We start from the raw sequence: 21,280 nt of genomic DNA on the forward strand, positions 1-21,280 counted from the left end.
CACACGAGTGGGCGATCCGCTGCATATTCACGGGCGGCACACCCCGTGGCACCCTAACGACCTTACAGTTCTGTGCTCTGGGTGTTGTTCCGGTTTTTGTACAAGGATAGGAACACCATGGCCAAGAAAATACGATCGAGAATTCCGGGAGCGTGCCCTGCGCATGCTCACCGAAGCACTCCCCGAGCAGACGAGCCTGCACGCCGCAAGTAAACACGTCGGCGGGCTGTTGGGTGTCTCGCCCGATACGCTCCGTATTTGGTATCGCCACACCCAGATTGATATCGGCAGCAAGCCTGGCATCACGAGCGATGTTGCCGCAGAAAACCGGCGGCTGCGGCGTGAGAATGCGGAGCTGAAGAAAGCGAACGAAGTGCTCAAAGCAGCGAGCATATTTTTCGCGAAAGAGCTCGACCAGCCACGACTGTAAGGTCGTTAGGGTGCCACGGGGTGTGCGCATCCCGAGCTTAGAATGGCGGCGCTTTCGGTTGTGGAACACCTCGAGATACTCGAAAATCGCATTCGCACGTTCGAGCCTGGTCCGCCACGACTTCCGGTTCAGGAGTTCTGTTTACATGCGCCCCCAGAACGATTCGATCATGCTGTTGTCGTAACACGAGCCGATTGCCCCCATCGATGGCATCAGCCCTGCACTCTTTGCGCGCTCCGTGAATACCCAGCTTCTGAAGACCGTGCCGTGATCCGAATGAATCACCGTCCCGGGCCCAGGCGTCGCGTCTTGATCGCCATCTGTAATGCGTTCGTCACCAGCCCAGCATTCGGGGCGCTATCAATCGCCCAACCGACCACTTTGCGGCTGAACGTATCCAACACGACCGCACAGTAAATCTTTCCTTCTCTCGTGCGATGCTCACGTGACGTCGGTGACCCACAACATGTTTGGATGTTCTCGATGAAATTCACGCCGCACAAGATCCCCGGGGAGAGGGGACTCCTGTCGCGGTCTCCGGGCGCTGCGAGGTCCTGGAATGCCACGTCATCCCGCGCGTGACATCACCAGTTCCACCTGGGACCGCCCCACCTGCAGACCTAACCCCATCGTGAGTTCGGCCCACACTCTGCGAGCACCATACACGCCCCGTGTCCCCTCGTGGACGGCCCGAATCTGATCGAGGAGCCACGCATGCCGGATCTGACGTTTCGACGGGGCACGAGTCTTCCAAGCGTAGTAACCAGATTCAGACACACCGAGCAGCCGGCACGCCTTCTGCACAGGGAGACGTTCCGCGTCCATCACCGTGATGGCCGCGTAGACCCTTTTAGGCGGGGCGCCTCTTTCACGAGTTCCCGCGCTCGAACCAGGATTCGCACTTCCTCTTCACGCTCGCGGATACGGCGCCTTGCGCTAGCACGTTCAGCGCTCTCGGTGCTGGTCATGCCCGAGAGCTCGCCCCGGTCAACGAGGCTCTGTTCGCGCCAGTTGTCGATGGTCTGCTGACTGATGCCGAGATCCTCTGCGACATGCTTTACGGGCGTGCCGTCAGCAAGTAGGTCTAGGACTTTGCGTTTGAATGGTTCAAGGTAACGACTCATAGCCAGCCTCCTTCTTGGTGGAGCTGCTACCAAGATTCCAACAGGTCGACTCCGTTAAAGCCAGGGCACATCACTTCCTCCAAACCTATTGGTCAGATACGACCCACCAGCACCGGTCGCACATCCATCGCCGAGGCAATTGAGCCAGAGTTATTCCGCCGAATCATACATCCGAAATTTTTCCGCGCTGGGCTCGACAAACGGGAAACCACGAGCCGCTTGGATTGACACCCACTTCATCTTAAACTCATACGTCGCACCCGGCTCGAACGAATCTGCGATCCGCTGCATATTCTCGCGTGTCACACCCCAACTGATACTAATTTCGCGACAATCGCGAGTTTCTACCGTGACAGTCAAACGCGAGACAGACCCTCCCACCCCACCGGATGAAACGTGTGGAGCAGCAGAAACCACTTCACATCTAATCCATTGCTCATCCAACGAATTAAAAAGGGGAATCATGAGCACTAAAAGGCCCGGGACTATGAGGATGATTCCTCCGATATTCAGGATCCAATCTTTCGGCCGCCTCCATTTCAGCCACCAACTCCACCGCGCCGGAGGCCTACCATGACGACCTCCCGTCGATGTTGAGGGCAGACTTTCCTCCACTTTAATATCCCGCCGAGTGAACACCGGTCACAGGACCGGTGCCGCCTGTGACAAAGCCGAGCAACCCGACCGACACCAGGTTTTCTACCGCTGTGTCCCCGCCCGCGCGGATGTTTTCGTTGACGACGTTCTGCGTCATTCCGCCGAGGCGGTTCAACAGTTCTTCCCCCAGCCGGTTATTAATACTTCCTCCAAACCTATTGGTCAGATACGACCCACCAGCACCGGTCGCAAATCCAGTGCCGAGACTCTGTAGATAGCCCAGCGGAGTGTGATCGGTTGCGTTTACACCGTAGTTCAGGGTGTTACTGGCCGCGTTTCCGCTTCCATTTGCAATCGCTGTGCGCACCGCGGTGTTTCTCATCGCAGCATAGCTGACCTGAACCAACGTACTAGCATCATCAGCCAACAACACCTGTGGTGCAAGCACCCGTGCGCCCCGGGCCAAACTACCCGCAACGCCACCACCAACCGCACCACCCGCAGCACCGATGAGGGCGCTTTTACCCGCCTCACCCCAATCGACCGTGCCGGTGGTCGCCTTCTGAGTCACCACCGAAACACCTCCCGAAACGAGTGCCCCGCTGGCCGCTCCAATCAGCATCATGCCAACGGGGCCGCCGACGCCGGTAAACATGAGTGCCACGCCGGCCACAATCGCGAGCCCACCCACGATGTACTCCCAGTTTTCGGAGAGCCAGTGTCCGGCCGCTCCCGCAGCCTGCGCGAGCGGGCCCTGGAGACTATCGGCGTATCCCCTGAGCTCGGCATCCGTGATTGGAGCCAGCCCGTGCGGATCAATCGCGTGAAGGGGGTCATTTCCCGCATAAGAATAGGGGTTCCCAGACCAGGCTGCGCCCGTGACCGGGGCAAGGGGATCAACAGAGAGGAATCCGCGCGTTGCCGGGTCGTACACCCGGGCACCCATCCAGTCGAGTCCCGCAACGCGCAGCCCACCATCCGCACCAAACGAGATGCCCGCAGGAAACGCATCGCGATCGCCGGAGTCAGGGCCGGTGAGAGCGTCGAGAACCTGCCACGGATCCTCAACATCCGTAGCACGCCCCGCACGCCACCCCGATACCCGCCACTCGCTCCCGCTACCGGTGAGCCCTGCCGGTCCTTGGAACACGGCCGTCCCACCGAGACTGAGCAGCGACGGCACAACGGCTGCGGCGTCCCAGGTCAGAGCTGTTCCATCAATATCAGCGAGTTCGCCGAGGGCGTTCACCCACAGTCGAGTTTCCCGCACCGTGTCAACATCATGTTGCCTGACACCAGCCAGCCAGCCGCGGTCATCCCACTCGTACTCGGCAGCACAGTCACCGATTGTGGCACGCACACGATGACCCTGCCCATCGTAGGCGTAGTCCGTACTCACGCCGCCAGACTCTCTGACCGAGAGAAGCTGCCCTGCCTCGTCATACCGGAAAAAACGTTCACACCCACGCACGGTTTCCGCGGTGAGGCGGCCCGACTGATCGTACATCCACGCCGATTCGATGCCACCCGACGTTGCCGAGAGAAGCTGACACGCATCGTCATAACGGTAAACGGTGGTACCGTCCGGGCGGTTAATCTCCGTGATCCGGCCCTCGTCGTCACGGACAGTACTGGTCACACGCGCACCGTGCGCATCGGTACGAGCGTGACGAACGGGGTATCCGTTCTGGTACTCCCACGACTGCAACAGTTCGCCCGACCGGACCTCGCTCGTCCGGCCCGACGGGTCGTAGTCGAAGTATGCCTTGCCCAGACCAGGATGCGTGATACCAACCAGTCGGCCAACCAGATCGTACGTGTATGTAACCCGGGCTCCCATCGGGGTAATGAGCGCAACACGGGTACCATCCGCGTCGTACTCCCACCGCGTCTGCTGAGGATCATCGCCACAGTCTGTGGTGCGCTGAACAAGCCGTCCCAAACGGTCGAACTGGAGCGTATGCACAACTGGAGCAGCTGCGGGCCTGGTGTGATCGGTGATGCTCGTTGTTCGGGCACGGGCATCCCGCACAGTCTGGGACACCCACCTGCCATCCATCCGGACACCAGCCTCACGACCGGCAGCATCGTACACCCACTCCATCGTCCGCCCGTGAGGAGTGGACTGGGAGATCCGCCTGCCCGCGGCATCGTAGGTGCTGGTCGTGACCCGGCCAAGCGGGTCCGATTGTGAACCTACCCGGTTACATTCGTTATAGTTTCGTGTAGTGACCCCGCCCACGGGGTCTGTGATGCGCACCACACGGCCGCGATCATCGTACTCATAGCGCGTCACACCACCGACACCGTTCATAGCTTCAGTCAGCTGCCCGGCTGCATCGTAGGTGAACCTGCGCCGCCCGTAGCGGGAATCCTGCGCACCGGTGAGCCGTCCGGCACTGTCATACGAGTATCGGGTGACGCCGACCCCGGGAATGCGCTCCCGAAGTACACGGCCCATCCGGTCATAATCGATCCGAGTCACCTCACCGGTTGGTGAGGTGCGCTCAATAACCCGAGAGTCCGCGTCATATGCGAGCGTAGTACGTGCACCGGTCGCATCGGTTGTGCCGACCGGGCGACCACACGAGTCGTATTCGTAACGCGTCACGCGGCCCGCGGGCGACGTAACCTGCACGACGCGGCCCGCGAGATCACGCTCGACCCTTGTGAGGCCACCCTCGGCATCCAGGAACTCGACCGGGCGACCACAGCCGTCATAGGTGACCAGTTCAGCGACCGCATCCCCCTGCTCCACGCGGATCGGACGCCCATACTCGTCGGAGCGGATTCTGCACTGGTCAAACGCCTCATGTATCGTGAGCGTCCTTTCCGCGCGTGAGTGTGAAACCTCACGGCACACACCCGTCGGGTCGGTCGTTGCTGTAGGCTGCCCCGTCGCATCGTAATCACATGCCCAGACACCACCGGCCGGGTCGATGATCTTCCGTAGCCGGGAGAGCGCATCATGGGTGAACCTCCACTCCGCACCGTCCGGTAACGTAAGTGATGCGATATTCCCCAACTCGTCACAACCGCGGAGGGTCACGCGCCCCAACGGGTCAACTATCCGCGCCATCTCGCCATGTGGGCCATACTCCATCTCAGTGCGTGCACCCAACGGGTCAACCGTCGCGACGACTTTTCCACCGACACCGTGTTCGAACCCCCACACAGCACCGTCCGGATCCTCACGAGTTACCAGTAGCCCCGCGTCATCGTAGCGATAACGAGTACGGTTGCCACCAGGAGAAACCGCTTCGGTCACGCGCCCCGCCCCATCCCATACCAGACGCGCCCTATCTCCCGCAGCGTTGGTCACGCCCACTAGATCGCCACACGCATCATATTCACACGCGATAGTGACCCCAACCGGGTCGGTTACCCGCATCAGATTACCGTTTTGCCACTCCAGCAGACTCTTCCCACCCTCGGGGTCAACGATGACGCACGGCCCTCGATCCTGCTCGTTCGCATACTCGTAGGCGACCAGACCTCCGGATGCCGTCACGACACTCGTCACACGATCAAAGTCGTCGTATGCGTAGGTAAAATCGGCCCCCTCCGGCGTAACCGTGCGAATCTTTCGCCCACGAACGTCGTACGCATGGACCGTGACCTGCCCATCACGCTCGGTCACCGACACCAGGTTGCCGTGTGCGTCGTAGGCCATCGACTGACGGTTAGCCTCCGCATCAATAATCCCGACCACACGCCCCTTTTGATCCGCAATCCAGGTGTTCGCATTCGAGCCGTCCAGGTCAGATACCGAGGTAACCCGCCCACGAAGGTAGGCGAACCGCACACGTCTCCCATACGGGGTCAGTTGCTCGATGACCCGCCCCTGTGCGTCGTAACCGTTCTCGCATTCCACCACCCCAGCAGCAGAAACCACCCGATCAATCAGACTCGCATCATTCCAGCGGTAGCGGCGCGTACCGACCCTATCTTGCACGCCAACAAGCCGCCTCGCATCATCATAGAGGTACTCCGTCCTGCGCCCGTCCGAGGCGGTGACATAGGCGACCCGTTCACCCACGTACTCGACCTCTATAAACCTGCCGCGCTCATGTGTAAGGCGGATAATCTGGCCGGTATCATCACGAACAACAGTGACGGAAGTCCCGGGGCCGTTCCCCCTACCAAGCCACGTGCCCACCAGCGTAAATGCCCACCAGCTACCCGTGTTGTTCCGCACCACCAGCACGTGGTCGGGCACAGCACTGCGAACGGGCAGCCGGGATGCGGGTTCTTCCGTGATCCAGTAGTTCTCGCCGACACCGCGATCCCAGGCGTTTCCTAACCGCGGAAAAGTAATCTGGCGACCATCATCCATCACAAATGTGGCACCCTCATCGTTGAGATCAAGACGAATGCCGAGAATCGACGCCCAGCCAGCACCGAAGACCCCGATATGCGGATCAAGGGAGTTATACATGCGAGTAAACCCCATAGATTCGGCCGCACCTGGGAAGGGGAGATCCGTTTCTGGTTCTAAAAAGTTACCCGTCGCTGTGTTCACCGGATCGTCGGAGAAGCCATTCGTTGGCGGGGTACCAATCGCAGAGAAGGGGCCGATCGTGAAGTCATCCCGATATACATCGACACCCGCTGCCGCCAACATGGCAGAAATGGACGCGTCCGAGATCGAAACCACGCCATTACCTGCGGCTTCAAAGGCAGCAGCAACCGATCCAGCCCACTCAACATCACTCAGGTTCTCATCGAGCCACGCTTGAAACGCCGTCACCAGCGACTGGGCACTCAGGGTACCCCACTTACCGTTACAGAACGACTCATAGTCGCTCAGGGCCGTCCGCAGCGAAGCAAGATAACCAGAAATATGGGTATTCAGCGCGTACATCCCGGACTGAAACGAGCGAAGGTCCGCCGGTGCTGCCGATGAGGTGCCACCACCCGCGCCGCTCGTACCAGGGTTTCCGCGTCTTCTCACTGTAACCTCATCCGCCTGACACTGCGGTTCAGGTTGGGGTTGTGGTGGTTGGGGATCGTCCTCAGCCCCAAACCACGAGGCCACCTCGTGCGCGGCACCGGCCCAAAAGTCTTCCTCTCGACGCCGCTGGCGCTCTTCCCACGCCCGCGCCTCCGCGCGTCGCTGGTCTTCTTCCTTCGCGGCATTCCTCAATTCGGCAACAAACCCAGCTACCGTCCGCAACGCGTCCACAAGTGCAGCGGCACTCTGTGAGGCAACGGAGGAATTCTCCGTAAACACCTGTGCGAAAAATCCCCGGAATTCCCGCTGAGCGGTTTGCACATAAGAAGACCGCGAACCCAACTGGTTCTCAACTGCCCTAGCTGCGTTTTCTGCGATCAGTTTTAGACTGTCGGCCGCGCTATAAGAATACTGAGTGGGGTCGTTTCCACCGATCTTCGCCATATTGAATTCTCGCTTTCTCACGGGGGGTGACCTAATGCCGAGATTTTTCATACTATGAGACTCATCTAAAATCCACAAAACAAATATTTTGTTTATGGTTTTTGATCCCCACTAAACGTTGGGTTGTGTTTTCATCTCTCAGAGCATGCAGTTCATTCCCTGCACCCCACCGTCTAAGAAACCTGGAAGAAACTCAGAGGAACCTAGTCACTGTGAGCACACCGAAAGCTCACAGAAGGGATACCCGATGAAACTCCAGACCCGGGCACCGCGCACAACCGCCCCGATACTCATCCCGACACCCCCACGGGCGAGTGTGCCCCGCCGACTACGCACGCAGGACGCCCTCATCATCACCTGCTGGACCTCCGTAGCCCTGGCCGTCACCCTGTATCTCTCCTCGGGTGGGGCCGCAACTGTCACCGACATCCCCTCGGCGTTCTCGGCCCTCGGCATTGTGACCGGGCTCGTGGGGACCAACCTCATCCTCATCATGTTGATCCTCGCGGCGCGCATCCCCCTCATCGACCGGACCGTGGGCCAGGATGTCGCAATAGCGTTCCACCGCCAGCTCGGCAAGCCTGCCCTCTACCTCATCCTGGGCCACGCTGTGCTCCTGACCGTCGGCTACGCGCTCACGGACGGCAGCAACGTGGTCGCCGAGACGCTCTCCCTCTTCAACACCCCCGACCTACCACTCGCCTACCTGGGGCTGGGGCTGCTCCTTGCCGTGGTGGTCTCCTCCGTGGTCGCCGTGCAGCGGCACCTGTCCTACGAGGTGTGGCACGTCATCCACCTGCTCAGCTATGCGGCCGTGCTCGTGGCGGTGCCGCACCAGCTGAGTGCCGGGGCTGTGCTCGCCGAGGGCACCGTCCAGCGGATCTACTGGATTGCCCTGTACGTGTTGGCCTTCGGCGCAATCGGGATCTACCGCTTTGTGCTTCCCTCGGTGTCCAGCCTGCGGCACGGCCTCCGGGTCACCGCGGTCACGACAATTGCCCCCGGGGTGGTGTCCATCTCTCTGAGCGGTCGTCACCTGGCACGGTTCACAGGTGCGGGTGGTCAGTACGCGGTCTGGCGATTCTGGACGGGGGCCACCTGGTGGCACGCACATCCGCTCTCCTTCTCCGCTGCCCCCAACACGGCGACCCTCCGCATCACGGTGCGCGACCTGGGGGCGGGTTCTCGCTCACTCGCCGGGGTGCGACCGGGAACGCGGGTGTCTTTCGAGGGCCCCTACGGGATCTTCACCGACCGGGTACGCAGTTCCCCCTACCTCGCCGTGATGGCGGCCGGGATTGGGATCACCCCCGTGCGCGCCCTGCTGGAGCACTCCCCCCTGCACCCGGGTGAGGCCACGATCCTGCTGCGCGGGAGTGACCAGAACCAAACCTACCTGTGGGATGAAATGGGTGCCCTCGCGCACCGCTCCGGCTCCACGATCTACTCGATGATGGGCCACCGGCCCCGCGGGCTCGACACCTGGATGTCCGCCCAGGCGCTCTCCTCGGGAGTGACCCTGACCTCCGTCTTCCCCCACCTCCGACAATCCGACCTCTACGTCTGCGGGCCGCAGACGTGGACCGACGCGGTCGTGCGGGATGCCCGGCACGCGGGGCTCCGCCCACAACAGATTCACGTAGAAAGGTTTGACTGGTGAGAAAACGCGCAGTATATGCAAGCATTCTGTCCTCCGCCGCGGTCCTCGCGGTGGGCTGGCAGATCGGGACGATGGGTACCGCTCAGACGTCAGTGGTGGCGGCCACCACCGCCTCGGACCCCGCGACGACACCCCCGAGCACCTCGGGAAGCAACGGCGCGACGGCGGAAGCCCCCAGCGATACGACCACAACGGATACCCCCACAACACCACCGGATACAACCACCACCGCCCCGGCCACAGCGGCAACCGACGGCACCTACACCGGCGCGAGCGCGAGCACCCGGTTTGGCAACGTCCAGGTGCAGATCACGGTGGCCGGTGGCCAACTCACCGAGGTCACTGCCCTCCAACTCACGGACTCGGACGGCAAGTCTGTGCAGATCAGCAACCGGGCCGCCCCCGTCCTGCGAGAGGAGGCCCTCACCGCCCAATCTGCGGCAATCCAGACAGTCTCGGGAGCCACCTACACGAGCGAGGCATACATCACCTCACTCCAGTCGGCACTCGACCAGGCGGGGCTCTAGCCGTGGCCGACGTGGTGTTTAACACGATGGGCACAACCGTCAGCCTGCACTCCCTCACGGAACTGGCCGAGCCCGACGTGCTCGCCGTGCGGGAGGCCTTCGCCCGGCTCGACAGGCAGTTCAGCCTGTACCGAGCCGACTCAGAGGCCTCCCGGATCGCCCGCGGCGAGCGTCGCCTGACCGCGTCCACCTCGGAGTTTCGAGAGGCCTACGCGCGGGCTATCGAGTGGCGGGAACTCACGATGGGAGCCTTCACCCCGCACCGCCCCGACGGTGTGATCGACCTGAGTGGCATCGTCAAAGCAATGGCCATCACCGCGGCCGGCGATGAGTTGCGCGGGCGCGGGTACGACGACTGGATTCTCAACGCGGGCGGTGACATTCTGGTTGCCGGAAACGCAGCTGATAGCCTCTGGCTGGCGGGCATCGTTGACCCCGCTGACCGTGCCGCCCTGCTCTGCTCCGTCCCCCTGATCGCCCCCTGGCAGGCACTCGCCACCTCGGGAACCGCCGAACGGGGCGAGCACGTCTGGCGGACATCCACGGCCGCGGAGTTCGTGCAGGTCACGGTGCTCGCGGCCACCATCGAGGAGGCCGATGTACTGGCCACCGCGATTCTGTCCGCTGGCTGCACCCTCCGCGATGACGTCCTGGATTGCCGGGACGTGGACGTCATCACGGTTGACCGGGAGGGTCAGATCACCGCCTCACAGCGGGTGAGTCGGCACTCCACCCTCGTGTCGGCATGATGTGCCAGACCCCCGCCGCGCCGGATGCCTATACTTCGGATATGAGCGATTTGCCGCGCATCCTTGTGGTCGAGGACGACCCGCACCTCCTCGCCATGCTGGTTGAGCTCCTGGAGGCCGAAAACTACTCGGTTGTGACCGCCCGCGACGGGCAGCGGGGACTCCACGAGGGACTCACCCAGCAGTTTGACGTTATCCTGCTCGACCGGGGACTACCCGCAATCGAGGGGCTTGATCTGCTCACCAAGCTACGCGGGGCGGGCGTTATCACCCCCACGCTGATCCTCTCCGCCCTGGGCAACCCCGCCGACCGGGTGGAGGGACTCAACCGCGGGGCCGAGGACTACCTCGCAAAGCCGTTCGATATCGACGAGCTACTGGCCCGCCTCCGCGCCCTGCAACGCCGGTCGCTGGCGAGTGTGCCGGTCGTGGCACTCCCCACCGGGTCGCTCGACACGGCAAGCCGCAACGCCCGGTTGACGAGCGGGGCCACCGTCGCGCTCTCCGAGCGGGAAAGCGAGTTATTGGCGGTACTCGCCCGCCGCCCCCACCAGGTTTTTCCACGGGCCGACCTGCTGCGCACGGTTTTTCCGGATGCCGATGATCCGGGTGTGATCGACACCTACGTGCACTACATTCGCAAGAAGTGTGGCCGCTCCACCGTGCGAACGGTGCGCGGCATCGGGTACACGCTGGGCCAGGTTGATTCGTGAGGGCGACCCGATGAGTTCACGCGTCGCCAACACGCCGGGCCGTACCACCGTCCGACTCGCCCTGCAATTCAGCGGGCTGATGCTCTGCGTTTTGGTCTTCGTCAGCGTCCTCGTCTACTCAATCGTGGCCGCCAGCACCCGGGAAGAAAACGAGCGGACGCTGCGTGCAGCCGCCCTCGTTGACGCACCCGATGATGCCCCGGCTGGCGTATACGCCATCTTTGTGGGCGGCAAGGAACCACACCGCGGAGGGGGCGGAGCGGGCGGGTCGGGAACCTCCCCCACGCTGCCAACCGGGCTGCCCGACGACGACGCGCTCGCCGCGGTGGCTGCGGGCCGCGGCGAGGTCTGGAGAACGCTCTCGGTGAACCACGAGACCTTTCTGGTGTTGACCACACAGAGCAAGGGGCGCATCGCGCAGGTCGCCGTGAACACCCACGAGACGGAGGAGGAGTTGCAGCGCCTTCTGATGTCGCTCGTGGGTGGCGGCCTCGCCGCAACTCTCGTGGCCGGGCTCCTCTCGCTCGTTATGGCCAGGCGGGCGGTGCGACCCCTCACCGAGGCGCTGGCGATTCAGCGCCGATTCATCTCTGATGCGAGCCACGAGCTGCGGACACCCCTCACCCTCATCAGCACTCGCGCCCAATTGTTGCGCCGCCGCACCGCGACCCAGCGGGGCGACACCTCCGGACTGGATGACATTGTGCGCGACGCCAGCCTGCTCACCGAGATCCTGGAGGACCTCCTCCTGGCCGCCGACCCGCGCGAGGATTCCGCGCGTGAGACGGTAGACCTGGGTGCCGTCGCGGAGCAGGCCGTCACGGCGCTCCACGGCACCGCGGCAGAACGCACCGTTGAACTCCGGGCCACCCGCACGGGTACGCGGCACTCGGTGCGGGGGCTGCCCGTGCCGCTGCTGCGACTGGTCACGGCGCTCGTCACCAACGCGATTGACCACGCAGAGAAGCTCATCATCGTTGAGGTGTCGGCCGGGAAAAACACCGTAGTACTCCGGGTCTCGGATGATGGGCCTGGTTTCCCCCCTGGCGAGGAATCGCGGCTCTTCGAACGCTTCGCAAGCATCCGTGAGACACGCCCGGAGCACGGCAGGCACTACGGCCTTGGCCTCGCCATCGTCTCGGAAATCGCCACACGTTTTGAGGGCACCGTCTCGGTCGAACAATCCGGGCCGAACCGTGGGGCAACAATCTGCGTCAGCTTCCCAGCGGCGTAGCATGGGTGCACTCACACTTTTGGACGAAAGAAGCAGCATGAACACCGCGAAAAAACGTTGGCTCGGTCTGGTGGCGGTTAGCCTCGCCGTCGCGATGATCATCGTCGATTCCACCATCGTAAACGTGGCGATCCCGTCAATTGTTGACGACCTGGGGATCAGTTCCACACAGGTGCAGTGGGTGCAGGAGTCGTACACCCTCGTGTTTGCCGCCTTACTCCTGGTTTTCGGATCATTGGCCGACCGGTTTGGCCGCCGCCGGATGCTCGTGATCGGCGTCACCGTGTTTGCCCTGGCCTCGGTGCTTGCCGCCCTCGCCTCCACGGGCGAGCTCTTGATCGGGTCACGCGTCGTGCAGGGCGTGGGTGGCGCGATGGTGCTGCCCACCACGCTCTCACTCATCAACGCCACGTTCCGGGGTAAGGAGCGGGCACTCGCGTTTGCGATCTGGGGCTCCACCATTGGTGGAATGACGGCCCTCGGGCCGCTGCTCGGGGGATGGCTGACCACCTCCTTCTCCTGGCGCTGGGCGTTTGGTATCAACATCCCACTCGGCATCATCATCATGCTGGGAGTACTGCTCTTCGTGACCGAGTCGCGCGAGACCGGCACGGTCAGTCGCATCGACGTGGTGGGGGCGATCCTCTCGGTGGTGACGAGCGCTAGCCTTGTTTTTGCCCTCATCGAGGGCCGCACGATGGGCTGGTGGCTCACCAACGGCACCGTCACGCTGGGCGGTTGGACCTGGCCGCTGGAGCTCTCGCCCATCCCCCTCCTGGGTGTCGTGAGTGTGCTGGGCGGCGTGGCGTTTGTGCTGTGGGGTCGGGCCCGGATGCGCGCGGGCCGATCCACGCTGCTGCCGTTCGCGCTGTTCTCAATCCCCTCGTTCCGCAACGGGAACGTCGCGGCCATGATCGTGAGTCTGGGCGAGTTTGGCATCATTCTCTCGCTGCCCCTGTGGCTGCAAAACGTCCTCGGCTACGACGCACTCCAGACGGGATTTGTGCTGCTCTCCCTGGCCATCGGGTCCTTCGTGGCGAGCGGTTTTGCGGGGGCATTTGGCAACAAGATTGCGCCCGTGATGATCGTCCGGGTTGGCCTGCTCGCCGAGGTCGTGGGGGTCGCCGGTATCGGCCTGGTGATCAGCCCGGCGGCCTCGTGGCTGGGGCTCGCACCGCTGCTGTTTGTGTACGGATTTGGGGTGGGCCTGGCGACCGCTCAACTCACTGGCGTTGTGCTGAAGGATGTCCCGGTTGAGCAGAGCGGGCAGGGCTCGGGGGCTCAGAGCACGGCCCGCCAGGTCGGCTCGGCTCTGGGTATTGCGGTCCTCGGCACCGTGCTCTTCACCTCAACCTCGCTGCTACTGGATGCCCGGTTGAGCAATCAGGGCGTCCCCGCCGCCCAGCGCGACACGGTCGTCTCTGCCGTGGTCGATAGCGCCGGCTCCGCTATCCCGGGACTCGCCCAGAACCCGGCGACCTCGGCGCTGGCCGACGACGCGAAGGCGGCCTTCTCCGACGGGACACGATTTGCGGCCTTCTCGGCTGCGGGTTTCCTGGCTCTCGGCTTCCTCGCAACCCTCTCGCTGGGTGGGCGACGGGAGGAGGGGAACGAGACGGCACCATCGGTTGGCGCGGTGGACGCGCCAACCGGGTAGTGCGCTACACCCCCATCAGCCGCGACCGGATCAGAAACCGTTTTCCCTCGGGAGCCTCCAGCGAGAACCCGCTCCCCCGCCCCGGCACCACGTCCACCGTCAGAAACGTGTGCCGCCAATACTCAAACTGTTCGACCGACATGTAGAAGGGAATGCTGCGCCCCGCCACATCATCCGCGGCAATCTCCAACTCCCCCAGCAACACGTCGGCGTCGGAGGTGATGAAGTCATCCAGTGGATAACACATGGGCGAACTGCCGTCGCAGCATCCGCCCGACTGGTGAAACATGAGCGGCCCGTGCTGGTCCCACAGCTGAGTGAGCAGGGTAACGGCAGAGGCGGTGAGGGCAACGCGCGGCTCGGTTTCGCCCGCAATCGTCACGCTCGCCACAACGGCGGGCAGCTCAGCGATTATCGGCAGGTCGTTCTCGGTAGCTTTCCTGGTCATCATTGACCTTCCTCGTTTCCCGGCGCGGTCGGATGTGTGGCCAGTGTACGCCGGTGCCGCGGCGTCGGATCGCGTGAATCTGGGCACCACCGCCACCCGGTGGCTGCCGGAGCCGCCCGCGCGGCCACGGCCCCGGCAGCCGAGTAACGTTGGACGAGGCTAGAAGAAGCCCTGTGCCGTCTCGCTGTAGCTCACCAACAAGTTCTTGGTCTGTTGGTAGTGATCGAGTGCGAGCTTGTTGTTCTCCCGCCCAATCCCCGAGCTCTTGTATCCGCCGAATGCGGCCCCCGCCGGATAGGCGTGATAGTTATTCACCCAGACCCGGCCGGCCTGGATATCCCGCCCCGCCCGGTACGCTTCGTTGCCGTTGCGAGACCACACCCCGGCTCCCAGCCCGTAGAGGGTGTCGTTGGCGAGGGCAATCGCGTCGTCATAGTCGGTGAAACTCGTGACGGCGACCACCGGACCAAAGATTTCCTCCTGGAAGATGCGCATCCTGTTCTGGCCCTCAAAGATCGTGGGGGCCACATAGTACCCGCCGCTCAGGTCGCCGCCCAGGTCAACCCGGTTACCGCCCAGCACGAGCTTTGCTCCCTCCTGCTTTCCAATGTCAATGTAGCTGAGGATCTTCTCCAGTTGGTCGTTGGACGCCTGTGCACCCACCTGAGTGTCGGTATCGAGCGGGTTGCCCTGCACCGCCTTCTGGGTGCGTTCAATTGCGTCGCTGAGGAAGTCATCGTAGATCGACTTCTGAATCAGCGAGCGCGACGGGCAGGTGCACACCTCTCCCTGGTTGAACGCAAAGAGGGTAAACCCCTCCTGCGCTTTGTCGTAGAAGGCGTCCCGTTTGTCGGCCACCGACTCGAACACAATATTGGGGCTTTTGCCGCCCAGCTCCACGGTGCTCGGGATGATATTGGCACTCGCATACTGCAAGATCAACCGCCCCGTGGTCGTCTCCCCCGTAAACGCAATCTTGCGGATGCGCGGGCTCGACGCGAGCGGCTTACCCGCCTCCACCCCAAACCCGTTCACAATATTGACCACACCGGGTGGCAGGATATCCGCGAGCAGCTCGATCAGCACCAGGATGCTCACGGGAGTCTGCTCCGCGGGCTTCAGCACGACCGCATTGCCCCCGGCGAGCGCCGGGGCCAGCTTCCACACGGCCATCAGGATGGGGAAATTCCAGGGGATAATTTGCCCCACCACGCCGAGCGGCTCGGCGAAGTGGTACGCGACCGTGTTGTTGTCGATCTGGGTAAACTCGCCCTCCTGCGCGCGGATGAGGCTCGCGAAGTAGCGGAAGTGGTCGGCGGCGAGGGGCAGGTCGGCGTTGAGCGGTTCACGGATAGATTTTCCATTGTCCCAGGTCTCGGCGACCGCGAGCAACTCCAGGTTGGCCTCGATGCGGTCGGCGATCTTGTGTAGCACGGCGGCGCGCTCGGTTGCGGTGGTCTTCCCCCAGGCGGGCGCGGCGCGGTGCGCGGCATCGAGCGCCGCGTCGATATCCTCGGCGGTGCCGCGGGCGACCTCGGTGAACGGCTTGCCGTTGACGGGGGAGATGTCCTCGAAGTACTGGCCCTTCACGGGGGCCACCCACTCACCCCCGATCCAATGCTCGTAGCGGGGTTTGAACGTGATGAACGATCCGGGCGTGCCGGGGGCCGAATAAACGGTCATGGGGTGTCTCCTTTGACGACGTTGTCATAGTCTTCCCGTGTGGGAGTCTGCTCACCGTAGCCCCCACGGGGTTGCATCCTGGTTGCACCGAGGGGCGAGGACCTCTCAGAAACTCCGATAGTGTGGTGCGGATAGGTCCCACGCGTCACGCGAAGACGCCGGGCCACCGGGAAATACCACGTTAGCGCTGTTCCCAACCCCCGGAGGAAAACCCACAATGACCCCCCTCGCTATCGCCAGCAGCGGCATCGTTGTTTTCCTCGTCCTCCTCGGTGCACTGATCCTCCGACAGATCATCCGCACCCGCCGCTCGTCAGCAGGCGCGGATGACCAGCTCTGGGAGCGCCTGCGACTGACCGGAACCCGCACCGAGGCCGAGATTCTCTCCGGGGCCCCCCGGCTGACCGGACCGCTCCCGGCCCCGAGCGGGCTCCCACCGGTCACCGTCGAGCTGAAGGTGCGGTTCTCCGACCGCCTGGGCACCCCGTACACGGCGTGGATACGAACGTCAGTCGCTGCCGATCAGCTCGGGGCGGTGGAAACGGGTCGTCAGATCAGCGTAGTTTTCGACCCGATGACACCGCGGACCGTCACCCATGACCGCAACGATTCCCAGCTTCAAGGCGCACGCAGTGGTTCCGTAGCATCACCCGTTACCGGCTACACCTCAGCCACCACAGCGACGGCCACCGCCAACTCGCGCCCCACGAGTCGCACCCCGGGAAGGGGTTTGGGCTGGCTCATTATCGGAGCAGCGGTAGGTCTCCCCATTCTGGTCTCCGTAGCAGGGTCCACGAACTGGGCGGGTTTTCTGCCGGGGGGCGAGACCGCCGAGACCGCACACGCGACCGCACGCGAGACCGCCCAGAACTATATTGAGGCCGTCGCGGCCGGTGACGCCACCGAGGCAAACGCGCTCGCACACCTCTCCACAGCCGACCCGCAACACCGCCTTCTCACCGATAAGGTTCTCGGCGCGGCCAGCCCCATCACCGAGGTTCAGCTAGGTGAAGACGGATGGGGTACCGACTTAGACTCCGCCGAGAACTCGGCCCTTTACCAGGTGGGATATACTCTGGACGGTGAGGACTCCTTGGACTTCATTGAACTAGAGAAAAACAGTGCGGGTGAGTGGGTGGTCACCGAGGGGCTGGTCTCGGATTCTGATCTCTCGGCCGACCTGTACGGTGCCCGGTTTGCACTCCCCGGTGACAGCAGCGATGCGGGGGAAAACTTCGACACGGCAGCGACCTCCTCGGCCAACGCGTTCCTGTATCTCGGCGTGTACACGCTGAAGACCCCCAATAGCTTCTTCACGGTATCCGGTGACTCGACTGTTGCCCTCGGCAGCTCGGGGTTGAGGATCACGGATACCCAGCTCACCCCCTCCCCCGCATTTGTGGCGGAGGCCCAGAAACAGATCAACGCCCAGATCGACGAGTGCGCCCTATCGAAAGATTTCTACGAGTTTTCGCTGTGTGGACTCCACTTTGGCTACCCCGAGTCGGGGATGTTAAACGCGCCAACCACGGTGACGACCACGGTGACAATCACGGAGTATCCCACGCTCACTCTCCCGGACACCGCCTTCGGCGATGCCACCCTCACCAACGGGAACATCACGGCCACCGTGTCAGACGGTACCGTGACCGAGACACTCATGGCTGCTTTCGATGCCCCCAACCCCCGAGTGACAATCGTGGACGGAAAAGTTATCGTCACCCTGCGTTAACCGATGGCCCATGCTTACCGGGCACCCCGGTCCGGGGCCTCGACCCGTAACATGGGAGCAGCCCGCCAACCCGAGGAGCAGCCATGACCACATCCACGCAATCACGCACCCGTGCCTCGCTCGGAAAAGCCGTGCTACACGCCGTGGCCTGGGCCATCGTCGTTGTGCTTGTGCTCGCGGTTGCCTTCCTGGTGTGGGCCAATTCCCCCATGCACGGTAATCGAGCGGCCGCGATAGAGGTCTGGAAGAACCCTGCGGTGAGCGTTGAATCCACGAGCACTTCGATCATCCTGACCCCGACGGGCGGCGTGGCGAACGGCACGGGTCTGGTGTTTATCCCGGGCGCGCGCGTTGACCCCTACGCCTACATGAATATCCTTTCGGGGGTTGTTGCGGAGGAGGGGGTCACCGTTGTCATCACCAAGCCAACCCTCAACCTCGCGTTCTTCGACCAGCGCCCGCTCGCCGCTTTTACCGATCCCGTCTCGGGCGTCGATACCTGGTACGTGGGTGGCCACTCCCTGGGTGGCGTGCGCGCCTGCATGATGGCCGAGTCGGAGGATGTCGCCGGCCTCGTCCTCTTTGGCAGCTACTGCGCAACCGACCTCGCCGACTCCGGTCTCGACGTGTTGAGCCTCGCGGGTAGCAACGACGGTCTGAGCACCCCGGTGAAGGTCGCGGATGCCCGCAGCTTGCTTCCTGCCTCCGCCCAGATGGTAACCATCGAGGGGGCCAACCACGCGCGTTTTGGCGACTACGGTGTGCAAGCGGGCGACGGTACCGCCACGATCTCGCGCGCCGCCATGCGCGCCACCGTAACGGATCAGCTCAGCTCGTTCCTGGACTAGCCGCCCAGGGAGGATGACCGGCACCCCACAACTCGCACTCATCGTGTACGCCCTGGTGGCTCTCTCAACGCTTCTCGTGCTGGGTCTTCTCTTCCGCGCGAGGGTACACCGACCGTAGTCAACGGGTCATCGCAACGGTAGCCGGTGCTGGAGGTCGGGTGTCCCGGCGAAGGGTTGAGGAAACGCGCCTCTCGTGGTCTCGCCGTATTCGGCCAGCGCAGCGCAGCGCAGGCCAGCACAGGGCAGCGCCAACCTGGTATAGCTCGCCCCACCCGGTCTGCGGTCAGGCTCACCCCATTGCCAAATACCCCTAGGGGGTATATGTTCGGGGTGAGGTCCGCCGAGACCATGAGGAGTCACGATGGTGCAACACGAGACGCACACAGACGGCCACGACCCGCACGGGTCCGGTGCCACGGACATCACCCCCCATGCCGGTCACGGCGAAATGGGCAGCCAGATGAATCACGGTGATCATGTCGGTCAGTTCCGGAAGTTGTTCTGGATCATGCTGTTGATCGCGGTGCCGGTGGTGGTGTTCAATGACATGTTCGCGATGATCCTGGGCTATCCCCTCCCCGACGCGCCTGCACTGACATGGATTTCTCCGGCGCTCGGGACGGTGATGTACCTCTGGGGCGGTCGGCCGTTCCTTCAGGGGGCAGTATCAGAGTTGCGGTCCAGAACACCGGGAATGATGATGCTGATCGCTCTGGCGATCACGGTTGCATTCCTGGCATCCTGGGGCGCGAGCATCGGCCTACTCGACCGGGAACTGAATTTCTGGTGGGAACTCGCTTTACTGATCGTGATCATGTTGCTCGGGCACTGGATCGAGATGCGCTCCCTCGCCCAAACCTCAACAGCTTTGGACTCCCTCGCGGCGCTACTACCGGATGAGGCGGAGCGCATCCGTGGCGAAGAGATCGAAAAGGTATCCCCCGTGGATCTCATGCCCGGCGATCTCGTCTTTATCCGCCCCGGCGGGCGGGTACCAGCCGATGGCCGGGTGACCGAGGGCACCGCGGATATGGACGAGTCGATGATTACCGGCGAGTCCCGTCCGGTCCGTCGAGGTCCTGGTTCTCTGGTCGTCGCGGGTACCGTCGCGACCGACACAGCCATTCGGGTCACGGTGACTGCGGTAGGCGATGACACCGCACTTGCGGGTATCCAACGACTGGTTGCCGAGGCACAAAACTCATCTTCTCGAGCGCAGCGAATCGCAGACACCGCAGCGGGGTGGTTGTTCTGGTTCGCACTGACCGCGGGCGGAATCACCGCAATCGTGTGGATGATACTGGGTCAAGCGGATAATGCGGTGGTCCGCAGCATAACGGTCCTGGTGATCGCATGTCCACACGCGCTGGGTCTCGCAATCCCGTTGGTCGTGTCGATTGCAACGGAACGTGCTGCCAAGGGCGGGGTGCTCATCAAGGACCGCCTCTCGCTAGAGAGTATGCGCACCGTGGACACAATTCTTTTTGACAAGACGGGCACCCTCACCACGGGCACACCCACCCTGTCTGCGGTGCAGACGATCAACGGGATTCCAGAGAACCAACTACTGGCGATTGCGGCTGCGGTCGAGGCCGACAGTGAGCACCCACTGGCACACGCGATCACGACCGCAGCAAAAATGCGCGGTATCCGGGTACCGATTGCCTCCGCATTTCGTGCATCCACAGCGGTCGGGGTCACGGCAATGGTTGACGGACACACGGTCAGCGTCGGAGGGCCACGCATGCTTCGTGCTCATAATGCGAACCCGCTGGAACAGACCCACGCGTGGGAAGGCGAAGGGATGATTATCCTGCACGTCGTTCGAGACGGTCACGTCGTCGGCGCTCTTGGGTTAGCCGACGAGGTGCGAGAAGAGTCGCGGCAGGCGGTGCAGGCATTGCAGGCGATTGGTATACAGGTTGTCATGGTCACCGGAGACGCTGAGGCCGTCGCCCACACAGTTGGTCAAAAACTCGGCATTGATCTGGTGTTTGCGGGCGTAAAGCCGGAAGATAAGGCCGCGAAGGTTGCAGAGTTACAGCAGGAGGGACGTCGCGTCGCGATGATCGGTGACGGCGTGAATGATGCCCCAGCCCTCGCCCAGGCGCAGGTGGGCATCGCGATCGGTGCAGGCACTGACGTCGCAATCGCATCCGCCGGGGTGATCCTCGCATCCGACGACCCGCGCTCAGTGATATCTGTGATCGAATTGTCCCGGGCAAGCTTTCGGAAGATGAAACAGAATCTCTGGTGGGCCGCCGGCTACAACCTGCTGTCCGTCCCACTGGCTGCGGGGGTGCTCGCACCGGTCGGATTCACGCTCCCGATGTCGGTCGGGGCGATACTCATGTCCGGGTCTACCCTCGTCGTCGCATTGAACGCGCAACTGCTGCGCCGCTTGGACCTTACCCCCGACTCCAGCACCCGCGCAGCGCTGAAGCGTGGCATAGCACCGACGCCTTAGTCACCGTCCGCAT

At 63.0% G+C, this 21,280-nt stretch carries 13 protein-coding genes and 1 pseudogene; 10 read left to right on the forward strand and 4 right to left on the reverse strand.

Features of this window, described 5'->3' with window-relative positions:
• Window positions 1–7 precede the first annotated feature (7 nt).
• Window positions 8–430 (forward strand): transposase, encoded by a 423-nt coding sequence (locus FB466_RS13840; protein ID WP_170205962.1) that lies wholly within the window; start codon window positions 8–10, stop codon window positions 428–430.
• Here the strand turns inward: FB466_RS13840 and FB466_RS13970 are convergent.
• Together FB466_RS13970 and FB466_RS00820 are read right to left on the reverse strand one after the other, a co-directional pair.
• Window positions 422–1,554, reverse strand: a pseudogene (locus FB466_RS13970) (IS3 family transposase); the annotation flags it as partial. The gene FB466_RS13840 and the pseudogene FB466_RS13970 sit on opposite strands and share 9 nt — an antisense overlap.
• A 616-nt stretch (window positions 1,555–2,170) precedes the next feature.
• The gene (locus FB466_RS00820) at window positions 2,171–7,384 is read right to left on the reverse strand and encodes a DUF6531 domain-containing protein (protein WP_170205964.1); all 5,214 of its coding nucleotides are present in this window, start codon (window positions 7,382–7,384) and stop codon (window positions 2,171–2,173) included.
• Window positions 7,385–7,796: 412 nt separating this feature from the next.
• On the opposite strand from FB466_RS00820, the gene FB466_RS00825 reads away from it, so the two are divergent.
• From FB466_RS00825 to FB466_RS00850, 6 genes are read left to right on the forward strand one after another with little or no spacing between them, the layout of a single operon-like run.
• A complete protein-coding gene (locus tag FB466_RS00825; protein ID WP_170205965.1) occupies window positions 7,797–9,209 on the forward strand; it encodes a ferredoxin reductase family protein in 1,413 nt (470 codons plus the stop codon).
• The gene (locus FB466_RS00830) at window positions 9,206–9,736 is read left to right on the forward strand and encodes an FMN-binding protein (RefSeq protein WP_246054481.1); all 531 of its coding nucleotides are present in this window, start codon (window positions 9,206–9,208) and stop codon (window positions 9,734–9,736) included. The genes FB466_RS00825 and FB466_RS00830 overlap by 4 nt, the downstream gene beginning before the upstream one ends.
• A 2-nt stretch (window positions 9,737–9,738) precedes the next feature.
• On the forward strand, window positions 9,739–10,485 hold the full coding sequence (locus FB466_RS00835) for an FAD:protein FMN transferase (RefSeq protein WP_246054482.1): 747 nt from the start codon (window positions 9,739–9,741) through the stop codon (window positions 10,483–10,485).
• A gap of 41 nt (window positions 10,486–10,526) precedes the next feature.
• Window positions 10,527–11,198 carry a response regulator transcription factor gene (locus FB466_RS00840; protein ID WP_211344726.1) on the forward strand — a complete coding sequence of 224 codons (672 nt, stop codon included), beginning with the start codon at window positions 10,527–10,529 and terminating at the stop codon, window positions 11,196–11,198.
• Between the two features lie 10 nt (window positions 11,199–11,208).
• Window positions 11,209–12,432 (forward strand): sensor histidine kinase, encoded by a 1,224-nt coding sequence (locus tag FB466_RS00845; protein ID WP_141915087.1) that lies wholly within the window; start codon window positions 11,209–11,211, stop codon window positions 12,430–12,432.
• 37 nt (window positions 12,433–12,469) lie between these two features.
• Window positions 12,470–14,089, forward strand: coding sequence for a DHA2 family efflux MFS transporter permease subunit (locus tag FB466_RS00850; RefSeq protein ID WP_141915089.1), 1,620 nt, complete (start codon window positions 12,470–12,472; stop codon window positions 14,087–14,089).
• A 4-nt stretch (window positions 14,090–14,093) separates the two neighbouring features.
• Here the strand turns inward: FB466_RS00850 and FB466_RS00855 are convergent, their stop codons facing one another.
• Together FB466_RS00855 and exaC are read right to left on the reverse strand one after the other, a co-directional pair.
• Window positions 14,094–14,537, reverse strand: coding sequence for a DUF779 domain-containing protein (locus tag FB466_RS00855; protein WP_141916730.1), 444 nt, complete (start codon window positions 14,535–14,537; stop codon window positions 14,094–14,096).
• A 159-nt stretch (window positions 14,538–14,696) separates the two neighbouring features.
• Window positions 14,697–16,220, reverse strand: coding sequence for an acetaldehyde dehydrogenase ExaC (gene exaC, locus FB466_RS00860; protein WP_141915091.1), 1,524 nt, complete (start codon window positions 16,218–16,220; stop codon window positions 14,697–14,699).
• A 217-nt stretch (window positions 16,221–16,437) separates the two neighbouring features.
• Between exaC and FB466_RS00865 the strand changes: the two genes are divergently transcribed.
• From FB466_RS00865 to FB466_RS00875, 3 genes are all read left to right on the forward strand, one after another.
• Entirely contained in the window at window positions 16,438–17,952 is a 1,515-nt protein-coding gene (locus FB466_RS00865; RefSeq protein ID WP_141915093.1) for a hypothetical protein, read from the forward strand.
• Between the two features lie 83 nt (window positions 17,953–18,035).
• A complete protein-coding gene (locus FB466_RS00870) occupies window positions 18,036–18,800 on the forward strand; it encodes an alpha/beta hydrolase (protein ID WP_141915094.1) in 765 nt (254 codons plus the stop codon).
• 361 nt (window positions 18,801–19,161) lie between these two features.
• Complete coding sequence (locus FB466_RS00875; protein ID WP_141915096.1) at window positions 19,162–21,267, forward strand: heavy metal translocating P-type ATPase; 2,106 nt, start codon at window positions 19,162–19,164, stop codon at window positions 21,265–21,267.
• Window positions 21,268–21,280: the final 13 nt, after the last annotated feature.

The organism is Klugiella xanthotipulae (assembly GCF_006716695.1).
In the GTDB taxonomy this organism is placed as follows: domain Bacteria; phylum Actinomycetota; class Actinomycetes; order Actinomycetales; family Microbacteriaceae; genus Klugiella; species Klugiella xanthotipulae.